The following is a 16,582-nucleotide window of genomic DNA, read 5'->3' on the forward strand; positions in this document are numbered from 1 at the left end:
GTCACATCACGTCCCTTGATCATTGCACCGAAAGTGCAACGTCTTGCGCTGCCTGCAGGGCGGCGGCGTAGTTGTTGACGAGCAGGTCCACGGAGGCCGCGGTCGCGTCGAAGACCGGTGCCGGATAGACACCGAAGAAGATGGTCAGGATAACAAGCGGATAGAGAATGAGCTTCTCACGCGGGCTGAGATCGAGCAACGCCTTCAGGCTTTCCTTTTCCAGCGCGCCGAAAATGACGCGGCGGTAGAGCCACAGCGCGTAGGCCGCCGACAGAATGACGCCGCTCGTCGCGAAGAGCGCGACCCAGGTATTGGCGCGGAAAGCACCCACAAGCGTCAGCACTTCGCCGACGAAGCCCGACGTCCCGGGCAGGCCGACATTGGCCATGGTGAAGACCATGAAGGCGACGGCGTATTTCGGCATGTTGTTGACGAGGCCGCCATAGGCCGCGATCTCGCGCGTATGCAGCCGGTCATAGACGACGCCGACGCAAAGGAAGAGCGCGCCCGAGACGATGCCATGCGAGAGCATCTGGAAGATAGCGCCCTGAACCCCCTGCACGTTCGCCGCGAAGGTTCCCATCGTCACATAGCCCATATGGGCTACGGACGAATAGGCGATCAACTTCTTGATGTCCGTCTGCATCATCGCCACCAGAGAGGTGTAGATGATCGCGATGACCGACAGCGTGAAGACGAAGGGCGCGAAGAAGTCGGACGCCAGCGGGAACATCGGCAGCGAGAAGCGCAGGAAGCCGTAGCCGCCGAGCTTCAGGAGGATACCCGCCAGGATGACCGAGCCTGCCGTCGGCGCCTGCACGTGCGCATCGGGAAGCCAGGTATGCACCGGCCACATCGGCATCTTCACCGCGAAGGAGGCGAAGAAGGCAAGCCAGAGCCAGGTCTGCATCTGGCGCGGGAACTGATAGGCGAGCAATTGCGTGATATCGGTCGTGCCCGCCTGCCAGTACATCGCCATCATGGCGAGCAGCATCAGAACGGAGCCGAGCAGCGTATAGAGGAAGAACTTATAGCTCGCGTAGACGCGCTCCTTGCCACCCCATACGCCGATGATGATGAACATCGGAATGAGGCCGGCTTCGAAGAAGACGTAGAAGAGGATGATGTCGAGCGACACGAAGACGCCCAGCATCAGCGTTTCCAGAATAAGAAACGCGATCATGTATTCCTTCAGGCGCTTCTCGATGGTCACCCAGCTTGCGAGAACACAGAATGGCATCAGAAACGCGGTCAGCGGCACGAAGAGGATCGATATGCCGTCCACGCCGAGGTGGTAGGAAATGCCGGCCCCGAGCCACTCCCGCTTTTCGATCATCTGGAAACCGGGATTCGACGGGTCGAACTGGTACCAGACGTAGAGCGATACGAGAAACGTGAAGATCGTCGTCAGAAGCGAGACGTTCAGGATGTTGCGGCGGCCGTAGGCGCTGTCTTCTCTTGTCAGCAAGAGAAGCAGGACGCCGACGAGCGGCATGAAGGTGACCGCGGAAAGTACGGGCCAATCGGTCATCAGAAGGAACTCCCGAGCATCATCCATGTAACGAGCGCCGCGATGCCGATCAGCATGGCGAACGCGTAGTGGTAAAGGTATCCGGTCTGCAGGCGGACAACCCGGTCGGTCACGTCGAGAACGCGCGCGGCGATCCCGTTCGGGCCGTATCCGTCGATCACCCGGCCATCACCCTCCTTCCAGAGGAAGGTGCCGAGGCGCTTGGCGGTGCGGACGAACAGGAAGTCGTAGAGTTCGTCGAAATACCACTTGTTGAGCAGGAACTGATAAAGTCCTCGATGCTGCTCGGCGAGGTATTTGGGCGTCTCCGGCGAGCGGATGTACATGTACCAGGCCGTAAGCAGGCCAAGCGCCATGGCCGCGAACGGGCTCCATTTCACCCACAGCGGAACGTGATGAAATTCCTCCAGGAGTTCGTTTTCGGCCGACGTGAACAACGAGCCCTGCCAGAACTCGGCATAGTGATGGCCGAAGAAATAGTCGTGGAACAGGAAACCCGCAACGAGGGCGCCGGCGGCCAGGATGTAGAGCGGCACCAGCATCACTTGGGGCGACTCGTGGACGTGATGCATGACATCCGAGGAAGCGCGCGGCTTGCCGTGGAACGTCATGAAGGTCAGGCGCCAGGAGTAGAAGCTGGTGAAGAGCGCCGCAATGACCAGCAGCACGAAGGCGAAGCCGGAAACGACGCTGTGCGACGCGAACGCGGATTCGATGATCGCATCCTTCGAGAAGAAGCCGGCCGTGCCGATGACAGTGCCGGGAATGCCGACGCCGGTCAGCGCGATCGTGCCGATGAACATCATCCAGTAGGTGACCGGAATATGCGTGCGCAGCCCGCCCATGTGACGCATGTCCTGCTCACCGTCGACGGCATGGATGACGGAGCCGGCGCCGAGGAACAGGAGCGCCTTGAAGAAGGCGTGCGTGAAGAGATGGAAGATCGCGGCGCCGTAAGCGCCGACGCCGAGTGCGACGAACATGTAGCCGAGCTGCGAGCAGGTCGAATAGGCGATGACGCGCTTGATGTCGTTCTGAACAAGGCCGACCGTCGCCGCGAAGAATGCGGTGATTGCGCCGATCAGGGTAACGAAAGTCAGGGCATCAGGCGACAGCTCGAAGAGCGGCGACATGCGGGCGACGAGGAAGACCCCGGCTGTAACCATGGTCGCGGCATGGATAAGCGCCGAAACCGGAGTCGGACCTTCCATGGCGTCCGGCAGCCAGGTATGCAGCAGGAACTGCGCCGATTTGCCCATCGCGCCCATGAAGAGCAGCAGGCAGGTGGCCGTCAACGCATGTCCCTTGTCGAGCTGCATTCCGAACAGATTGATGACCACGTCCCCTGCCGCAGCACCCTCGGCCGGCAGATAGTTCCGAGCGGCGGCAAAGATGGTCTCAAAATTGATCGAGCCGAAAAGGACGAAGACGCAGAAGATGCCGAGCGCGAAACCGAAGTCACCGACGCGGTTTACGATGAAGGCCTTCATTGCCGCTGCATTGGCGGAGGGCTTCTTGTACCAGAAGCCGATCAGCAGGTATGACGCGACGCCAACGCCTTCCCAGCCAAAGAACATCTGCAGCAGATTGTCCGACGTGATGAGCATCAGCATCGCGAACGTGAAGAGCGACAGATAAGCAAAGAAGCGCGGGCGGTTCGGATCGTGGTGCATGTATCCGATCGAATAGATGTGCACCAGGGTCGAAACGGTGTTGACGACCACGAACATGACCGCGGTCAGCGTGTCGACGCGGAAAGCCCAATCGACATCGAAGCCTCCGGACTGGATCCAGCGCAGCACCGAAACACTGATCATCTCCTCCTCGCCGAGGGCGACATGGAAAAAGACGAACCAGGAGAGCGCGGCTGTGACGAGCATCAGGCCGCAGGTCACATATTCGGATGCCTTGGCGCCGATCTGCGTGCCGAGAAGGCCGGCGATCAGGAAGCCGATCAGAGGCAGGAAGACGATAGCTTTGACGATGGTGTCCATAGCCCTGTCAGCCCTTCATCATGTTGACGTCTTCGACGGCAATCGAGCCGCGGTTCCGATAGAAGACGACGAGAATTGCAAGTCCGATGGCAGCCTCGGCCGCCGCAACTGTCAGAATGAACAGCGCGAACACCTGACCGGTGATGTCGTTCAGGAAGGCCGAGAAGGCGACCATGTTGATGTTGACGGCGAGCAGGATGAGCTCCACCGACATCAGGATGATGATGACGTTCTTCCGGTTGAGGAAGATGCCGAAGACGCCGAGCGTGAACAGGATGGCGCTGACGGTCAGATAATGGGAGATTCCGATTTCCATATGTGTAGTCCCTCGACCTCGCGTCCCGATTAGATGCCCTGCCCCGGCTTGACCGTGACCACCTCGACGGCGGTCTCGGGGGTGCGGGCAACCTGCTGCGGAATGCTCTGACGCTTGATGTTCTGACGGTGACGCAGGGTGAGCACGATGGCGCCGATCATGGCGACGAGCAGCACGAGCCCTGCGATCTGGAAGAAATAGACGTAGTGGGTATAGAGGACATCGCCGAGCGCTGCGGTATTGGTGCGCTCGCTGGGCGCCGGTATCGGCATTGCTATACCTTTAGCTATCTCCGGCGAGAAGGCCCAGCCGCCGGCGACGACGATCAGCTCGGCAGCGAGGATCATCCCGATCAGCGCGCCGATCGGCGCATATTCGAGAACGCCGGCACGCAGTTCGGCGAAGTCGATATCGAGCATCATGACGACGAAGAGGAAGAGAACCGCGACGGCCCCGACATAGACCACCAGCAGGATCATCGCCAGGAACTCGGCGCCTGTCAGCAGGAACAGTCCAGCCGCGTTGAAGAAGGTCAGGATCAGGAACAGAACCGAATAGACGGGGTTCTTGGCCGCGATGACCATAAATGCCGACGCTACCGCGATGAAGGCAAAGAGATAGAAAAAAAGAGCCTGCAGACCCATGATCGGTGCCTTTTTCGTCTTGCTGGCGTGGAGGCACGCATGCCCGCACTCCATGAGGCAAAGCCGGACCACCTGTCCGGCTGATGCCCAAACCCGTTTTGCATGCACCGTCTCGATCAAGCGGCGCAATGCTTCGTTCAGCGACTGGCCTCAGCGGTAGGGCGAGTCCATCGCAATGTTGCGCGCGATTTCACGCTCCCACCGGTCACCGTTGGCGAGCAGCTTCTCCTTGTCGTAGTAGAGCTCTTCGCGCGTCTCGGTCGAGAATTCGAAATTCGGCCCCTCGACGATCGCATCCACCGGACAGGCTTCCTGACAGAAGCCGCAATAGATGCACTTCACCATGTCGATATCGTAGCGCACCGTGCGGCGCGTGCCGTCGTTGCGGCGCGGCCCGGCCTCGATGGTAATGGCCTGGGCAGGACAGATCGCCTCGCACAGTTTGCAGGCGATGCAACGCTCTTCGCCGTTCGGATAACGGCGCAATGCGTGCTCGCCGCGAAAGCGCGGACTGATCGGGCCCTTCTCGTAAGGGTAATTCAAGGTCGCCTTCGGCCGGAAGAAATAGCGCATCGACAGAAGGAATGCGCCGACGAATTCCTTGAGGAACAGCGAGCTGACGGCGTTCGAAAGACCGGCCATCATTAACCTCCAAACTTGCCGGTTTCGGAAAAACCGGCGGTATGCAGCGAAGCTTGAGCGGCCATCATGCCCAACCCATCAGCTTCAGAACGAATGCGACGATGACGACCATCGCCAGCGAGAGCGGCAGGAAGACCTTCCAGCCGAGACGCATCAGCTGGTCGTAGCGGTAGCGCGGTACGAAGGCCTTCACCATCGCGAACATGAAGAACACCAGCGAGGCCTTCAGCACGAACCAGATGATCCCCGGGACCCAGTTCAGGATCCAGATGTCGACCGGTGGCAGCCAGCCGCCGAGGAACAGGATCGTGGTCAGGGCACACATCAGGCAGATCGCCGCGTATTCGCCGAGCATGAACATCATGTACGGGGTGGAGCCGTATTCGACCATGAAGCCGGCGACCAGTTCCGACTCGGCTTCCGGGAGGTCGAAGGGCGGACGGTTCGTCTCGGCCAGGGCCGAGATGAAGAAGATGATGAACATCGGGAAGAGCGACAGCCAGTGCCAGTCGAGGAAGGACGCCGGCAGGCCCAGCATGGTACCGAGGCCGTCGTTCTGCGCGATCACGATGTCGGTCAGATTGAGCGATCCGACGCAGAGCAGCACGGTGACAATGACGAAGCCGATCGAGACCTCATAGGACACCATCTGCGCCGCGGAGCGCAATGCGCCGAGGAACGGATATTTCGAATTGGATGCCCAGCCGCCCATGATGATGCCATAAACCTCGAGTGAGGATATGGCGAAGACGAAAAGGATGCCGACATTGACGTTCGCGATCACCCAATTCGCATTGAGCGGGATCACCGCCCAGGCGGCGAGTGCAAGCGTCACGGAGACGAGCGGCGCGAGCAGAAAGATCGTCTTGTTGGCGCCGGCCGGAATGACCGGCTCCTTGAAGACGAATTTCAGAAGGTCGGCAAAGGACTGGAACAGCCCCCAGGGGCCGACGACGTTAGGACCGCGGCGAAGCTGAACGGCCGCCCAGATCTTGCGGTCGGCGAGCAGGATATAGGCGATGAAAAGCAGCAGCGCGACCAGAAGCAGGAGCGACTGGCCGATCATGATGGCCGTTGGCCAGACATAGGTCGAAAAGAAAGCGTCCATGATGCTCTATTCCCTCGCGCTCATTCCGCGGCAGCTTTGAAATTGTTGCGCGCCAAGGCCGAGCACTCGGCCATGACGGCGGACGCGCGCGCTATCGGGTTCGTCAAATAGAAGTCTTTGACCGGAGACGCAAACACGGATTTCGCCATCGCACCGGCTTTTTGGGCAAGTGCGGCAATTTCGTCGCTGCTGCCGGCGGCGATCTCGTCTGGCACGGCGAAATGCGGATGGGCGGCATAGAGTTTAGCGCGCAATTCTCCAAGCGAGTCGAAGGGCAGCTTCTTGCCGAGCACGTCGGAAAGCGCACGAATAATGGCCCAGTCTTCGCGGGCTTCGCCCGGTGCGAAAGCGGCGCGGTTGCCGATCTGTACGCGTCCCTCGGTGTTCACCCATGTGCCGGACTTTTCCGTGTAGGTCGCGCCGGGAAGGATGACGTCCGCGGCGTGCGCGCCGTTGTCGCCGTGCGAACCGATATAAACGGTAAAGCCGGCCTTCCTGGCGGAGAGGTCGATCTCGTCGGCCCCGAGCAGGAAAAGGACATCCGTGCCCTCGACCATTTCGCCGGCCGGCTTGCCGCTCCCGCCCGGCACGAAGCCGAGATCGAGACCGCCGACGCGGGCGGCCGCGGTGTGAAGCACGGCAAATCCGTTCCACTCGGCGTTCACGGCGCCGACTGCAACGGCAAGCTTCGCCGCATTGGCGAGTACGGCCGCGCCGCCCTCCCCTGCAAGAGCACCCTGGCCGACAATGATCAGCGGACGCGCAGCCTTTTCAAGCGTCGCGAAGAACTTGGCCTTGCCGGAAACGAGCTCGGCGAGTGTATCGGCACCCGCGCCAAGATACTCGTAATCGTAACGCAGTTCGCCCGGCTCGCCGATCACGCCTATGGGGAAGTTGCCCATGCGATGGCGCTTGCGGATGCGAGCATTGAGAACCGAGGCTTCGAAGCGCGGATTGGAGCCGATGATGATGAGCGCATCGGCGTCTTCGATACCCTGGATGGTCGGGTTGAAGATGTAGCTGGCGCGGCCGAGCGACGGGTCGAGTGCTGCACCGTCCTGACGGCAGTCGAGATTCTCGGAGCCGAGCGAGGCGACGAGTTCCTTCAGCGCATACATTTCCTCGACAGAAGCGAGATCGCCTGCGATCGCGCCGATCCTGTCACCGGACGTGGCGGCAATGGCGGCCTTGATCGCCTGGAAAGCCTCTGCCCAGCTTGCCTGCTGCAGTCGGCCGTCCTTCTTGACATAGGGGCGGTCCAGACGCTGCGTCTTGAGGCCGTCCCAGATGAAGCGGGTCTTGTCGGAGATCCACTCTTCGTTGATCTCCTCGTTGACCCGCGGCATGACCCGCATGACTTCGCGGCCGCGCGTATCGACGCGGATCGCCGAGCCGACGGCATCCATGACATCGATCGACTCGGTCTTGCCGAGCTCCCACGGGCGCGCGGTAAAGGAGAATGGCTTCGATGTCAGCGCGCCGACCGGGCAGAGGTCAACGACGTTGCCCTGCAGTTCCGAGGTCATCGCCTGCTCGAGATAGGTGGTGATCTCGGCGTCCTCGCCGCGGCCGATCAGGCCGAGTTCGGCGATGCCGGCGACTTCCGTCGTGAACCTCACGCAACGCGTGCAGTGGATGCAGCGGTTCATCACGGTCTTGACGAGCGGACCGATATATTTGTCCTCGACCGCGCGCTTGTTTTCCTGATAGCGCGAGCTGTCGATGCCGAACGCCATCGCCTGGTCCTGAAGGTCGCACTCGCCGCCCTGGTCGCAGATCGGGCAGTCCAGCGGGTGGTTGATGAGCAGGAACTCCATGACGCCCTCGCGCGCCTTCTTGACCATCGGTGTGGTCGTGAAGACTTCCGGCGTCTCGCCGTTCGGACCGGGACGAAGGTCGCGCACGCCCATGGCACAGGAAGCCGCCGGCTTCGGCGGTCCGCCCTTCACCTCGATCAGACACATGCGGCAGTTGCCGGCAACCGAAAGCCGCTCATGGAAACAGAAGCGCGGAACCTCGGCGCCGGCCTCCTCGCATGCCTGAAGCAGCGTGAAATGATCCGGGACCTCGATCTCTTTTCCGTCGACTTTCAGCTTTGCCATCTTCGTACTCAATCCTGTCTTCAGTCCGTCTGCTTATCTACAGCGCCGCGCGTCCTGCAGGACGCGACGGACAATTCCTTCACGGTCTCGCCGCCTGCCGTGGTGACCCGACGGTCGCCACCTCAATTCCGTTGCGCTCTCTTCAGCGCCTTCGCCTGCCCGATCCAGTCGTCGCGCACCACGCGGCCGCCAAGGCCGAGCTCGCTATCCAGTCGCTCCACCTCAGCCTTGCTCAGGGCCGCCATGTCGGCGAAGCGGAAAATCCCCCTGCCGTTGAGAACCTGCTCGAGCTTGGGGCCAATTCCGGAGATACGCTTCAGATCGTCCCTTGCAAGTTCCGCCACCGGTGCCGCAGCCCGGCTCGTCACCCTGCGCGGCTTGCGCACTTCCGTCCTTGGGCCCGAAACAGTGGGGGCCGGAGCAACGGGTACCGGAGCCTTCGGAGCCGGAGCCGGCTTCGAAGGCTCTGCCTTTTGCGGCGTTGCGACGCCTTTCTGCAGGGTGCTCGCCGCGCCCTGCATCGCGCCGAACATCATGCCCGCGATCTGGCTCGAAAGGCCGAGACCGAGCGCCGTCGCGGCGGCAACAGCCGCCGCCGGATGCGCCATCAACGGATGCAATCCGGCGTTCGGCAGGCCTGTATTGGGGAAGCCGGCGCTCGACATATTCTTCATCCATTCGGCCATGCCGAACGGATCGGCCGGGTCGACGCCCTGAGGCCATGCGAATGGAGCGGCCGCGCTTGCGGCTTCCCTATCCTGTCCGTCCTTGCGTGCCCCAGCCATTCTTCTTACTCCGCTGCCTCCAGCACCGCGCCTTGCGAAGTCGCGTTGCGGGTGTATTCGTCTATCCGCTTCTCCATTTCCGGGCGGAAATGCTTGATGAGGCCCTGGATCGGCCAGGCCGCCGCATCGCCCAGCGCGCAGATCGTGTGGCCTTCGACCTGTTTCGTCACGTCGAAGAGCATATCGATCTCGCGCTTCTGGGCACGGCCCTGCACCATGCGCTCCATCACGCGCATCATCCAGCCGGTGCCTTCGCGGCAGGGCGTGCACTGACCGCAGCTCTCATGCTTGTAGAAAGCCGAAAGCCGCCAGATCGCCTTGATGATGTCGGTCGACTTGTCCATGACGATGACGGCAGCCGTTCCGAGACCCGATCCGAGCTCGCGCAGGCCGTCATAATCCATGATCGCGTCCTTCATCTGCGCGCCGGGCACGCAGGGGACCGAAGAGCCGCCGGGAATGACGGCAAGCAGATTGTCCCAGCCGCCGCGAATGCCGCCGCAGTGCTTCTCGATAAGCTCATGGAAGGGGATGGACATCGCATCCTCGACCGTGCACGGGCGATTGACGTGTCCGGAAACCGAATAGAGCTTGGTGCCGTGATTGTTCGGGCGGCCGAAGCTCGTATACCAGCCGGCGCCCCGGCGCAGGATGGTCGGCGTAACCGCGATCGACTCGACGTTGTTGACAGTCGTCGGGCAGCCGTAAAGGCCCATATTCGCGGGGAAAGGCGGCTTCAGGCGCGGCTGGCCTTTCTTGCCTTCAAGGCTCTCGAGCAGCGCGGTTTCCTCGCCGCAGATATAGGCGCCGGCGCCGTGATGCACGAAGATATCGATGTCGTAGCCGAGCTTGTTGTTCTTTCCGAGCAGGCCGTATGCGTAACATTCGTCGATCGCAGCCTGCAGCGCTTCGCGCTCGCGGATGAACTCGCCGCGAACATAGATATAGGCGGCATGCGCACCCATCGCGAAGCTCGCAATCACGCAGCCCTCGATCAGCGTGTGCGGATCGTGGCGCATGATGTCGCGGTCCTTGCAGGTGCCGGGCTCGGACTCGTCGGCATTGACGACGAGGTAATGCGGGCGCCCGTCGCTCTCCTTCGGCATGAAGGACCATTTGAGACCGGTCGGGAAGCCGGCGCCGCCGCGGCCGCGGAGGCCGGAAGCCTTCACCTCGTTGATGATCCAGTCGCGGCCCTTTTCCAGGAACTGCTTCGTGCCGTCCCAATGGCCTAGCGCCATCGCGCCCTTGAGCGACTTGTCCATGAGGCCGTAGATGTTGGTAAAGATGCGATCTTCGTCTTTAAGCATGGGGTATCACCTCTTCACCGCGGCTTCTTCGCGGGCTTCGACTTGTCGACCGTTTCGCCCTCAACCTTGACGTTCTTCGCCGCCGCTTTCTTCGCGGTGGCCGGGGTCTTCAACGTCGGATTGGTAATGTCCGCGACGGTCGATGGCTTCGCCGCATTCGAAGGCGGCACGCTCACCGCCTGTTCTTCCTTCGCCTTGCTTGCGCGGGCGGGCTTCTTCTCTTCCGCAGGCGCCTGCAAGGTCGTCAAACCGCCGATCGGCGCGGAATAGATGCGGTCGATCTGCGGGCCCGGCACGACGTCCGTCCCCTTGCCGGCCTCGAAGAGGTCGATGATCTCCTCAAGCCGCTCCGGCGTCAGATCCTCGAACGTGTCCTTGAAGATCATGACCATCGGCGCATTGACGCAGGCGCCCTGACATTCGACCTCTTCCCACGAAAGCGTGCCGCCTTCATTGAGCGTGAACGGATCGCCGGCGATCTTCTTCTTGCAGACCTTGATCAGATCCTCGGCGCCGCGCAGCATGCAGGGCGTCGTGCCACAGACCTGGACATGCGCACGCGTCCCGACCGGCTGCAGCTGGAACTGGGTATAGAAGGTGGCGACTTCGAGGACGCGGATATAGGCCATGCCGAGCATGTCTGCGATCTTCTCGATCGCCGCGCGCGTAACCCAGCCATCCTGCTCCTGAGCACGCATCAGCAGGGGAATGACCGCCGACTGCTCGCGGCCCTCGGGGTATTTCTTGATCGTTGCCTCGGCCCAGGCAGCGTTTTCCTTGCTGAACGCGAAGGTCGCTGGCTGGACAGTGTCTTCGGCTAGTCGACGAACGGACATTCTAGTGGACACCTTATCAGTTAATCGAACCGCACCGCGATTTCGTCAGCGAGACAAATTCGCAGGCATAGGCTGACTGGTCTTTCTGCAAAAACACGATGTAGCGCGTGCCGTTGTTGACGGCTGCCTTGATCTCGTAACCTTTCGACAGGAGCGACGACATGGCGCCGCCCCGCATCCCAGCCGACGACTCGCTGCCGACGTCCTCCTGGGCCGAGGCGCCGGAGACGAGCGCAAGAAGTCCGACGGCGGCGAGCGGCACCAGACGCATCAGCGATCCACCTCGCCGAAAACGATATCGAGAGAGCCCAGCACGGCCGAAACATCGGCAAGCTGGTGTCCGCGACAGAGGAAATCCATCGCCTGAAGATGGGCGTAGCCCGGTGCACGTATCTTGCAGCGGTAGGGCTTGTTGGTGCCGTCGGATACGAGATAGACGCCGAACTCGCCCTTGGGCGCCTCGACCGCGGCATAAACGTCGCCGGCCGGCACGTGATAGCCCTCGGTGTAGAGCTTGAAGTGATGGATCAGCGCCTCCATCGACCGCTTCATCTCGCCCCGCTTCGGCGGCACGATCTTGCCGTCGAGCGAGGAGACCGGACCGACCTTGGCATCGCCCAGCAGGCGATCGACGCATTGGCGCATGATGCGGGCGGACTCCCGCATCTCGATCATCCGGATGAGATAACGGTCGAAGCAATCGCCGTTCTTGCCGATCGGAATGTCGAACTCCAGGTCGGAATAGCATTCATAGGGCTGCGAACGGCGCAGGTCCCAGGCCGCGCCCGAGCCGCGCACCATGACGCCCGAGAAACCCCAGGCCCAGGCGTCTTCCAGGCTGACGACGCCGATATCGACGTTGCGCTGCTTGAAGATGCGGTTGCCGGTCAGAAGCTCGTCGATATCGTCGACGGTCTTCAGGAACGGGTCGATCCACTTGCCGATATCCTCGACCAGTTGATGCGGCAGATCCTGGTGCACGCCGCCCGGGCGGAAATATGCGGCATGCATGCGCGCGCCGCAGGCGCGCTCGTAAAAGACCATCAGCTTCTCGCGCTCCTCGAAGCCCCAGAGCGGCGGGGTAAGCGCGCCGACATCCATGGCCTGGGTGGTCACATTGAGGAGGTGCGAAAGGATACGACCGATCTCGGAATAGAGAACCCGGATCAGCTGACCGCGGATCGGCACCTGCGTGCCCGTCAACCTCTCCACTGCAAGCGCGAAAGCGTGCTCCTGGTTCATCGGCGCGACATAGTCGAGCCGGTCGAAATAAGGAATCGCCTGCAGATAGGTCTTGGCCTCGATCAGCTTCTCCGTGCCGCGATGCAAAAGGCCTATATGCGGGTCGACACGCTCGACGATCTCGCCGTCAAGCTCCAGCACCAGACGCAGAACGCCGTGCGCCGCCGGATGCTGCGGGCCGAAGTTGATGTTGAAGTTGCGGACGTTATGTTCGGTCATACCGATTGCTCCAGGCCTGACGGCGTCCTTCGCGGATCGCCGCGGGCCGACTTAACTCAGCGTGATTTCGCCTTCTCGTCACCCGGCAGCACATATTCCGTGCCTTCCCAGGGCGAGAGAAAATCGAAATTGCGGAATTCCTGCTTCAGCTCGACGGGTTCGTAGACGACGCGCTTGGCCTCGTTGTCGTATCGCACTTCGACGAAGCCCGTCAGCGGGAAATCCTTTCGCAGCGGATAGCCCTCGAAGCCGTAATCCGTAAGGATGCGCCTCAGATCCGGGTGGCCGGTGAAGAGGATGCCATACATGTCGTAGGCTTCGCGCTCGAACCAGTCGGCGCCCGGATAGACCGATGTTATCGAGGGGACCGGCTCGTTCTCGCCGGTCGCGACCTTCACGCGGATACGCTGGTTCTGGCGTGGCGACAGAAGATGATAGACGACATCGAAGCGATCCGGCCGCTGCGGATAGTCGACCCCGCAGACGTCGATGAAACTGACGAAGCCGCATTGGACGTCATCGCGCAGGAAAGTCAGGAGCGCGATGAGGCTTTCGGCTTTCGTCGTCAGCGTCAGTTCGCCGTATCTGACTTCCGATCCGGCGACCAGCGCGCCTCGCGCCTCGCGAATATAGGAGGCAAGCTCGTTCAGGGCTTCACTCATGTCAAAGTTCCCCTGCCCTTAGCGCTCGATCGTGCCGGTCCGGCGGATCTTCTTCTGCAGCAGAAGCACGCCGTAAAGCAGCGCTTCTGCCGTGGGAGGACAGCCTGGCACGTAGATGTCGACGGGCACGACGCGATCGCAGCCGCGCACAACCGAATAGGAATAGTGATAATAGCCGCCGCCATTGGCGCAGGATCCCATCGAGATCACGTAACGCGGCTCCGGCATCTGGTCGTAGACCTTGCGAAGCGCGGGCGCCATCTTGTTGGTGAGCGTACCGGCGACGATCATGACGTCGGACTGGCGCGGTGAGGCGCGCGGCGCGAAACCGAAACGCTCGGCGTCGTAACGCGGCATCGACATCTGCATCATCTCGACCGCACAGCAAGCAAGCCCGAAGGTCATCCACATCAGCGAGCCGGTGCGGGCCCAGGTTATAAGCTCGTCGGTCGAGGTGACGAGAAAGCCCTTGTCGGCGAGCTCGTTGTTGATCTCGCCGAAGAATGCGTCATTGCTGCCGATCGGCTTGCCGGTGGCCGGATCCAGGATGCCCTTGGGCTGCGGCGCAACGAGCGTGGTGCCGGATGCTAATTCCATTCCAGCGCTCCCTTCTTCCATTCATAGATAAAGCCGACCGTCAGGACCAGAAGGAAGACCATCATCGACCAGAAGCCGAACCAGCCGATCGCCTTGAACGAAACCGCCCAGGGAAAAAGGAAGGCGACTTCGAGATCGAAGATGATGAACAGGATCGACACGAGATAGAAGCGGACGTCGAACTTCATGCGGGCGTCGTCGAACGCATTGAAGCCGCACTCGTAAGCCGACAGTTTTTCCGAATCAGGCGCCTTGAAGGCGACGGCGAAAGGAGCGACCAGGAGTGCGAGGCCGATCACCAGCGCGATCCCAATGAAAATCGCGATCGGTACGTAGGAACCGAGAAGTTCTGTCATTGTTATCCGTCCCTGCCTGCGGAGGGGCGCGCCACGAAGGCGCTTTCTGCGAAGAATGCCGCAGGCCGAAAAGCATGTTGCAACGCCAGAGTGGTTAGCGCAGCCGGCGCCCGGGCGCAAGCCTCGATGGGGCATTTAAACCGGTTCGCGGCGCATAGCCGCCGTGCACCGGCCGCAGGATTCGCGGCAAGGCGCGCAATCGCAGCAAACCGGCGCATCATCCGTATGAACGGAAGAGCGAGACACATTGCCGCAATGCAAAAAACGTCCTGAGATTTAAGCGAAAAATCGCGAAGAATGAGAATGGCGCGAGTGACGGGGCTCGAACCCGCGACCTCCGGCGTGACAGGCCGGCACTCTAACCGACTGAGCTACACCCGCGCATTATGGCCGTCACCGGCCATTATCTCATCATCGGCACTTTCCAGGAATGCCGCAGTCTTTCAAGAGTGGCGCGAGTGACGGGGCTCGAACCCGCGACCTCCGGCGTGACAGGCCGGCACTCTAACCAACTGAGCTACACCCGCATCTCTTGACCTTCCAGAAGCGCTCGCGCGCCCCTGCTCGAAGCGGCCCTGCCGTTCGATGAGCGGCTAACTAAGCGGTTCGCCCTGGGGTGTCAAGCATGTTTGGAGACAAATCCGTGACGGAACGATTTTTGATCCACAGCCCTTTCTTTCCGGAAGGATCCAGGCGGATAAGCACCCGGCAAAAGGAGGAGCCGCTCCCCACCCGCGAAGGCCACCTGCCACTTTATATATGCACTATATATGCACTCGCGCCGCGGTGACGAACGGGCTCCGCGCCCGTCGGCACGAACCACCCCTCCCCGCCACTTTGTCCACAGCTTCCCTGCGGAGGCCCGCGGCCCCCCTTGGCCCAGGATAAAAAATTCGAAAAAATCGCTCAAACGCTCTTGCGGTTTTCGCCGGTTACGCATAGATCACGCCCACCGACGCGGCGGACACTTGTTCGGCAACGCGAGAGGGCGATTAGCTCAGTTGGTAGAGCGCCTCGTTTACACCGAGGATGTCGGGAGTTCGAGTCTCTCATCGCCCACCATTTTTCAGACGACAGATAGTATGCTTCCACTTCTTCATGATTGGGGATGCGCTGTGGCAGTTTGTGACTCACTCTCTTGGAGCGAGTTAGACCAAGCGAGCGCCTGTGCTTAATCGCTCGGTTCGCCCCCGTGGTTGACCTTGGGGCGACGATTCTTGAGATTTATAATCCACTTATTTGACTATAAGTGCACAACTCGTTTTGGTCTAATTGCCTGCTGACGTCCGTCTGTAGGAGTACCGGACAAGTGAGTGAGGCTGGATGGCGATGATAACTCGTTGATTTCACTGATTGCATATTGAATTCAGCTTCGCCTTTCATTCGTAATGCGCGATAAGAGCCCGATTCAAAATGAAGCAAACAAATTCAGTAGGTCGCAAGGCACAAGGGCTGATGGCTTCCACACACCGCCGTTCAAAGGAAGCCAAGTTTACGGCGTTTTGGCGAGGAACGGCAGAAAATTCCACCGGGCGGAACGGCGCTCGCAACATATTGAAAAGACTTACAATCATTTCCGATCAGGCTCTAAGGTCCAAGTATATCGTCTTCGCAGCCGACCGGAAGTGGCTTTACCCGTCTTGGTTTTCCGTTTCGGCAGCGTTCTTTGCCCTTGGAGGCCTGCTCCGTTGTTCTGCTCGACGTCGATTTGTTTTGCCCGGTACCTTCGTACGAGAAGAGAATGGAACATACGTGACTACAAAAATCCGGGACTCCGTCGCGATCACTGTAGTCTCTGCCGTGATGCTGACAGCGGCTGCAAATGTACGCGCAAGCGAACTCAGTAGAGAACGTCTCCTTGCAGTACGAACTCAGGAGGAGTTCGCAACATTATACAAAATCATCAGCCGTAAAGTTGGTGACGATGCAAACAGAATCGTCGAATCCCTAGAGAAAAACGGCTTCTCCTGCCGGATGGGGAAGACCTTATTCAAAGCCCAGTGCGTTTTTGCTTATTGTGGAGACCGGAGGTTATTTCTGCCCACTCTTCCTCAACGAGAGTTGATGACTATCAACGTCACTATAGAGAGGAATGATGGTGTTTGGACTGGAGTTGCTCACCACCAAACAGCATGTCCTGAAACAGACGTTGTATTGAAGCAGAAGCAAGAAGATTTATTGACTGGAGGGACTCCACGTGGCGGAAAGAAATAATGTTGTCTTCTCTATCATTGAATA

General features: G+C 60.5%; 16 protein-coding genes and 3 tRNA genes. 2 read left to right on the plus strand and 17 right to left on the minus strand.

Going from position 1 to position 16,582, the window contains the following annotated elements:
- Positions 1 to 19: 19 nt before the first annotated feature.
- The 17 genes from FB009_RS16860 to FB009_RS16940 all read right to left on the minus strand — a co-directional run bounded on the left by FB009_RS16860 (position 20) and on the right by FB009_RS16940 (position 14,871).
- The gene (locus FB009_RS16860) at positions 20 to 1,531 is read right to left on the minus strand and encodes an NADH-quinone oxidoreductase subunit M (protein WP_011975094.1); all 1,512 of its coding nucleotides are present in this window, start codon (positions 1,529 to 1,531) and stop codon (positions 20 to 22) included.
- A complete protein-coding gene (gene nuoL, locus FB009_RS16865) occupies positions 1,531 to 3,525 on the minus strand; it encodes an NADH-quinone oxidoreductase subunit L (RefSeq protein ID WP_011975093.1) in 1,995 nt (664 codons plus the stop codon). Before nuoL ends, FB009_RS16860 begins: the two co-directional genes overlap by 1 nt.
- 7 nt (positions 3,526 to 3,532) lie before the next feature.
- Entirely contained in the window at positions 3,533 to 3,841 is a 309-nt protein-coding gene (nuoK, locus tag FB009_RS16870; protein WP_003531854.1) for an NADH-quinone oxidoreductase subunit NuoK, read from the minus strand.
- A 29-nt stretch (positions 3,842 to 3,870) separates the two neighbouring features.
- Entirely contained in the window at positions 3,871 to 4,485 is a 615-nt protein-coding gene (locus FB009_RS16875; protein WP_024311651.1) for an NADH-quinone oxidoreductase subunit J, read from the minus strand.
- 150 nt (positions 4,486 to 4,635) lie between these two features.
- On the minus strand, positions 4,636 to 5,127 hold the full coding sequence (nuoI, locus tag FB009_RS16880; RefSeq protein WP_011975091.1) for an NADH-quinone oxidoreductase subunit NuoI: 492 nt from the start codon (positions 5,125 to 5,127) through the stop codon (positions 4,636 to 4,638).
- A 64-nt stretch (positions 5,128 to 5,191) separates the two neighbouring features.
- The gene (gene nuoH, locus FB009_RS16885) at positions 5,192 to 6,235 is read right to left on the minus strand and encodes an NADH-quinone oxidoreductase subunit NuoH (RefSeq protein ID WP_011975090.1); all 1,044 of its coding nucleotides are present in this window, start codon (positions 6,233 to 6,235) and stop codon (positions 5,192 to 5,194) included.
- Positions 6,236 to 6,255: 20 nt separating this feature from the next.
- Positions 6,256 to 8,337 (minus strand): NADH-quinone oxidoreductase subunit NuoG, encoded by a 2,082-nt coding sequence (gene nuoG, locus FB009_RS16890; RefSeq protein ID WP_011975089.1) that lies wholly within the window; start codon positions 8,335 to 8,337, stop codon positions 6,256 to 6,258.
- Positions 8,338 to 8,459: 122 nt separating this feature from the next.
- On the minus strand, positions 8,460 to 9,122 hold the full coding sequence (locus tag FB009_RS16895; protein ID WP_011975088.1) for an NADH ubiquinone oxidoreductase: 663 nt from the start codon (positions 9,120 to 9,122) through the stop codon (positions 8,460 to 8,462).
- 5 nt (positions 9,123 to 9,127) lie between these two features.
- Complete coding sequence (gene nuoF / locus FB009_RS16900; RefSeq protein ID WP_145161691.1) at positions 9,128 to 10,432, minus strand: NADH-quinone oxidoreductase subunit NuoF; 1,305 nt, start codon at positions 10,430 to 10,432, stop codon at positions 9,128 to 9,130.
- 14 nt (positions 10,433 to 10,446) lie between these two features.
- A complete protein-coding gene (nuoE, locus tag FB009_RS16905) occupies positions 10,447 to 11,268 on the minus strand; it encodes an NADH-quinone oxidoreductase subunit NuoE (protein WP_011975086.1) in 822 nt (273 codons plus the stop codon).
- Between the two features lie 16 nt (positions 11,269 to 11,284).
- Positions 11,285 to 11,539, minus strand: a complete 255-nt coding sequence (locus FB009_RS16910) for a hypothetical protein (RefSeq protein WP_011975085.1) — start codon at positions 11,537 to 11,539, stop codon at positions 11,285 to 11,287.
- Positions 11,539 to 12,729 (minus strand): NADH-quinone oxidoreductase subunit D, encoded by a 1,191-nt coding sequence (locus tag FB009_RS16915; RefSeq protein ID WP_011975084.1) that lies wholly within the window; start codon positions 12,727 to 12,729, stop codon positions 11,539 to 11,541. Before FB009_RS16915 ends, FB009_RS16910 begins: the two co-directional genes overlap by 1 nt.
- Before the next feature lie 56 nt (positions 12,730 to 12,785).
- Positions 12,786 to 13,391, minus strand: a complete 606-nt coding sequence (locus FB009_RS16920; protein WP_011975083.1) for an NADH-quinone oxidoreductase subunit C — start codon at positions 13,389 to 13,391, stop codon at positions 12,786 to 12,788.
- 18 nt (positions 13,392 to 13,409) lie between these two features.
- Positions 13,410 to 13,988 carry a NuoB/complex I 20 kDa subunit family protein gene (locus FB009_RS16925; RefSeq protein WP_011975082.1) on the minus strand — a complete coding sequence of 193 codons (579 nt, stop codon included), beginning with the start codon at positions 13,986 to 13,988 and terminating at the stop codon, positions 13,410 to 13,412.
- Positions 13,979 to 14,344, minus strand: a complete 366-nt coding sequence (locus tag FB009_RS16930; protein ID WP_011975081.1) for an NADH-quinone oxidoreductase subunit A — start codon at positions 14,342 to 14,344, stop codon at positions 13,979 to 13,981. The genes FB009_RS16925 and FB009_RS16930 overlap by 10 nt, the downstream gene beginning before the upstream one ends.
- 304 nt (positions 14,345 to 14,648) lie before the next feature.
- A tRNA-Asp gene (locus FB009_RS16935) sits at positions 14,649 to 14,725 on the minus strand.
- Between the two features lie 69 nt (positions 14,726 to 14,794).
- A tRNA-Asp gene (locus FB009_RS16940) sits at positions 14,795 to 14,871 on the minus strand.
- A gap of 459 nt (positions 14,872 to 15,330) precedes the next feature.
- Between FB009_RS16940 and FB009_RS16945 the strand changes: the two genes are divergently transcribed.
- Together FB009_RS16945 and FB009_RS16950 are read left to right on the plus strand one after the other, a co-directional pair.
- Positions 15,331 to 15,406, plus strand: a tRNA-Val gene (locus FB009_RS16945).
- Between the two features lie 351 nt (positions 15,407 to 15,757).
- The gene (locus FB009_RS16950) at positions 15,758 to 16,558 is read left to right on the plus strand and encodes a hypothetical protein (protein ID WP_127582169.1); all 801 of its coding nucleotides are present in this window, start codon (positions 15,758 to 15,760) and stop codon (positions 16,556 to 16,558) included.
- Positions 16,559 to 16,582: the final 24 nt, after the last annotated feature.

Source organism: Sinorhizobium medicae, assembly GCF_007827695.1.
In the GTDB taxonomy this organism is placed as follows: Bacteria; Pseudomonadota; Alphaproteobacteria; order Rhizobiales; family Rhizobiaceae; genus Sinorhizobium; species Sinorhizobium medicae.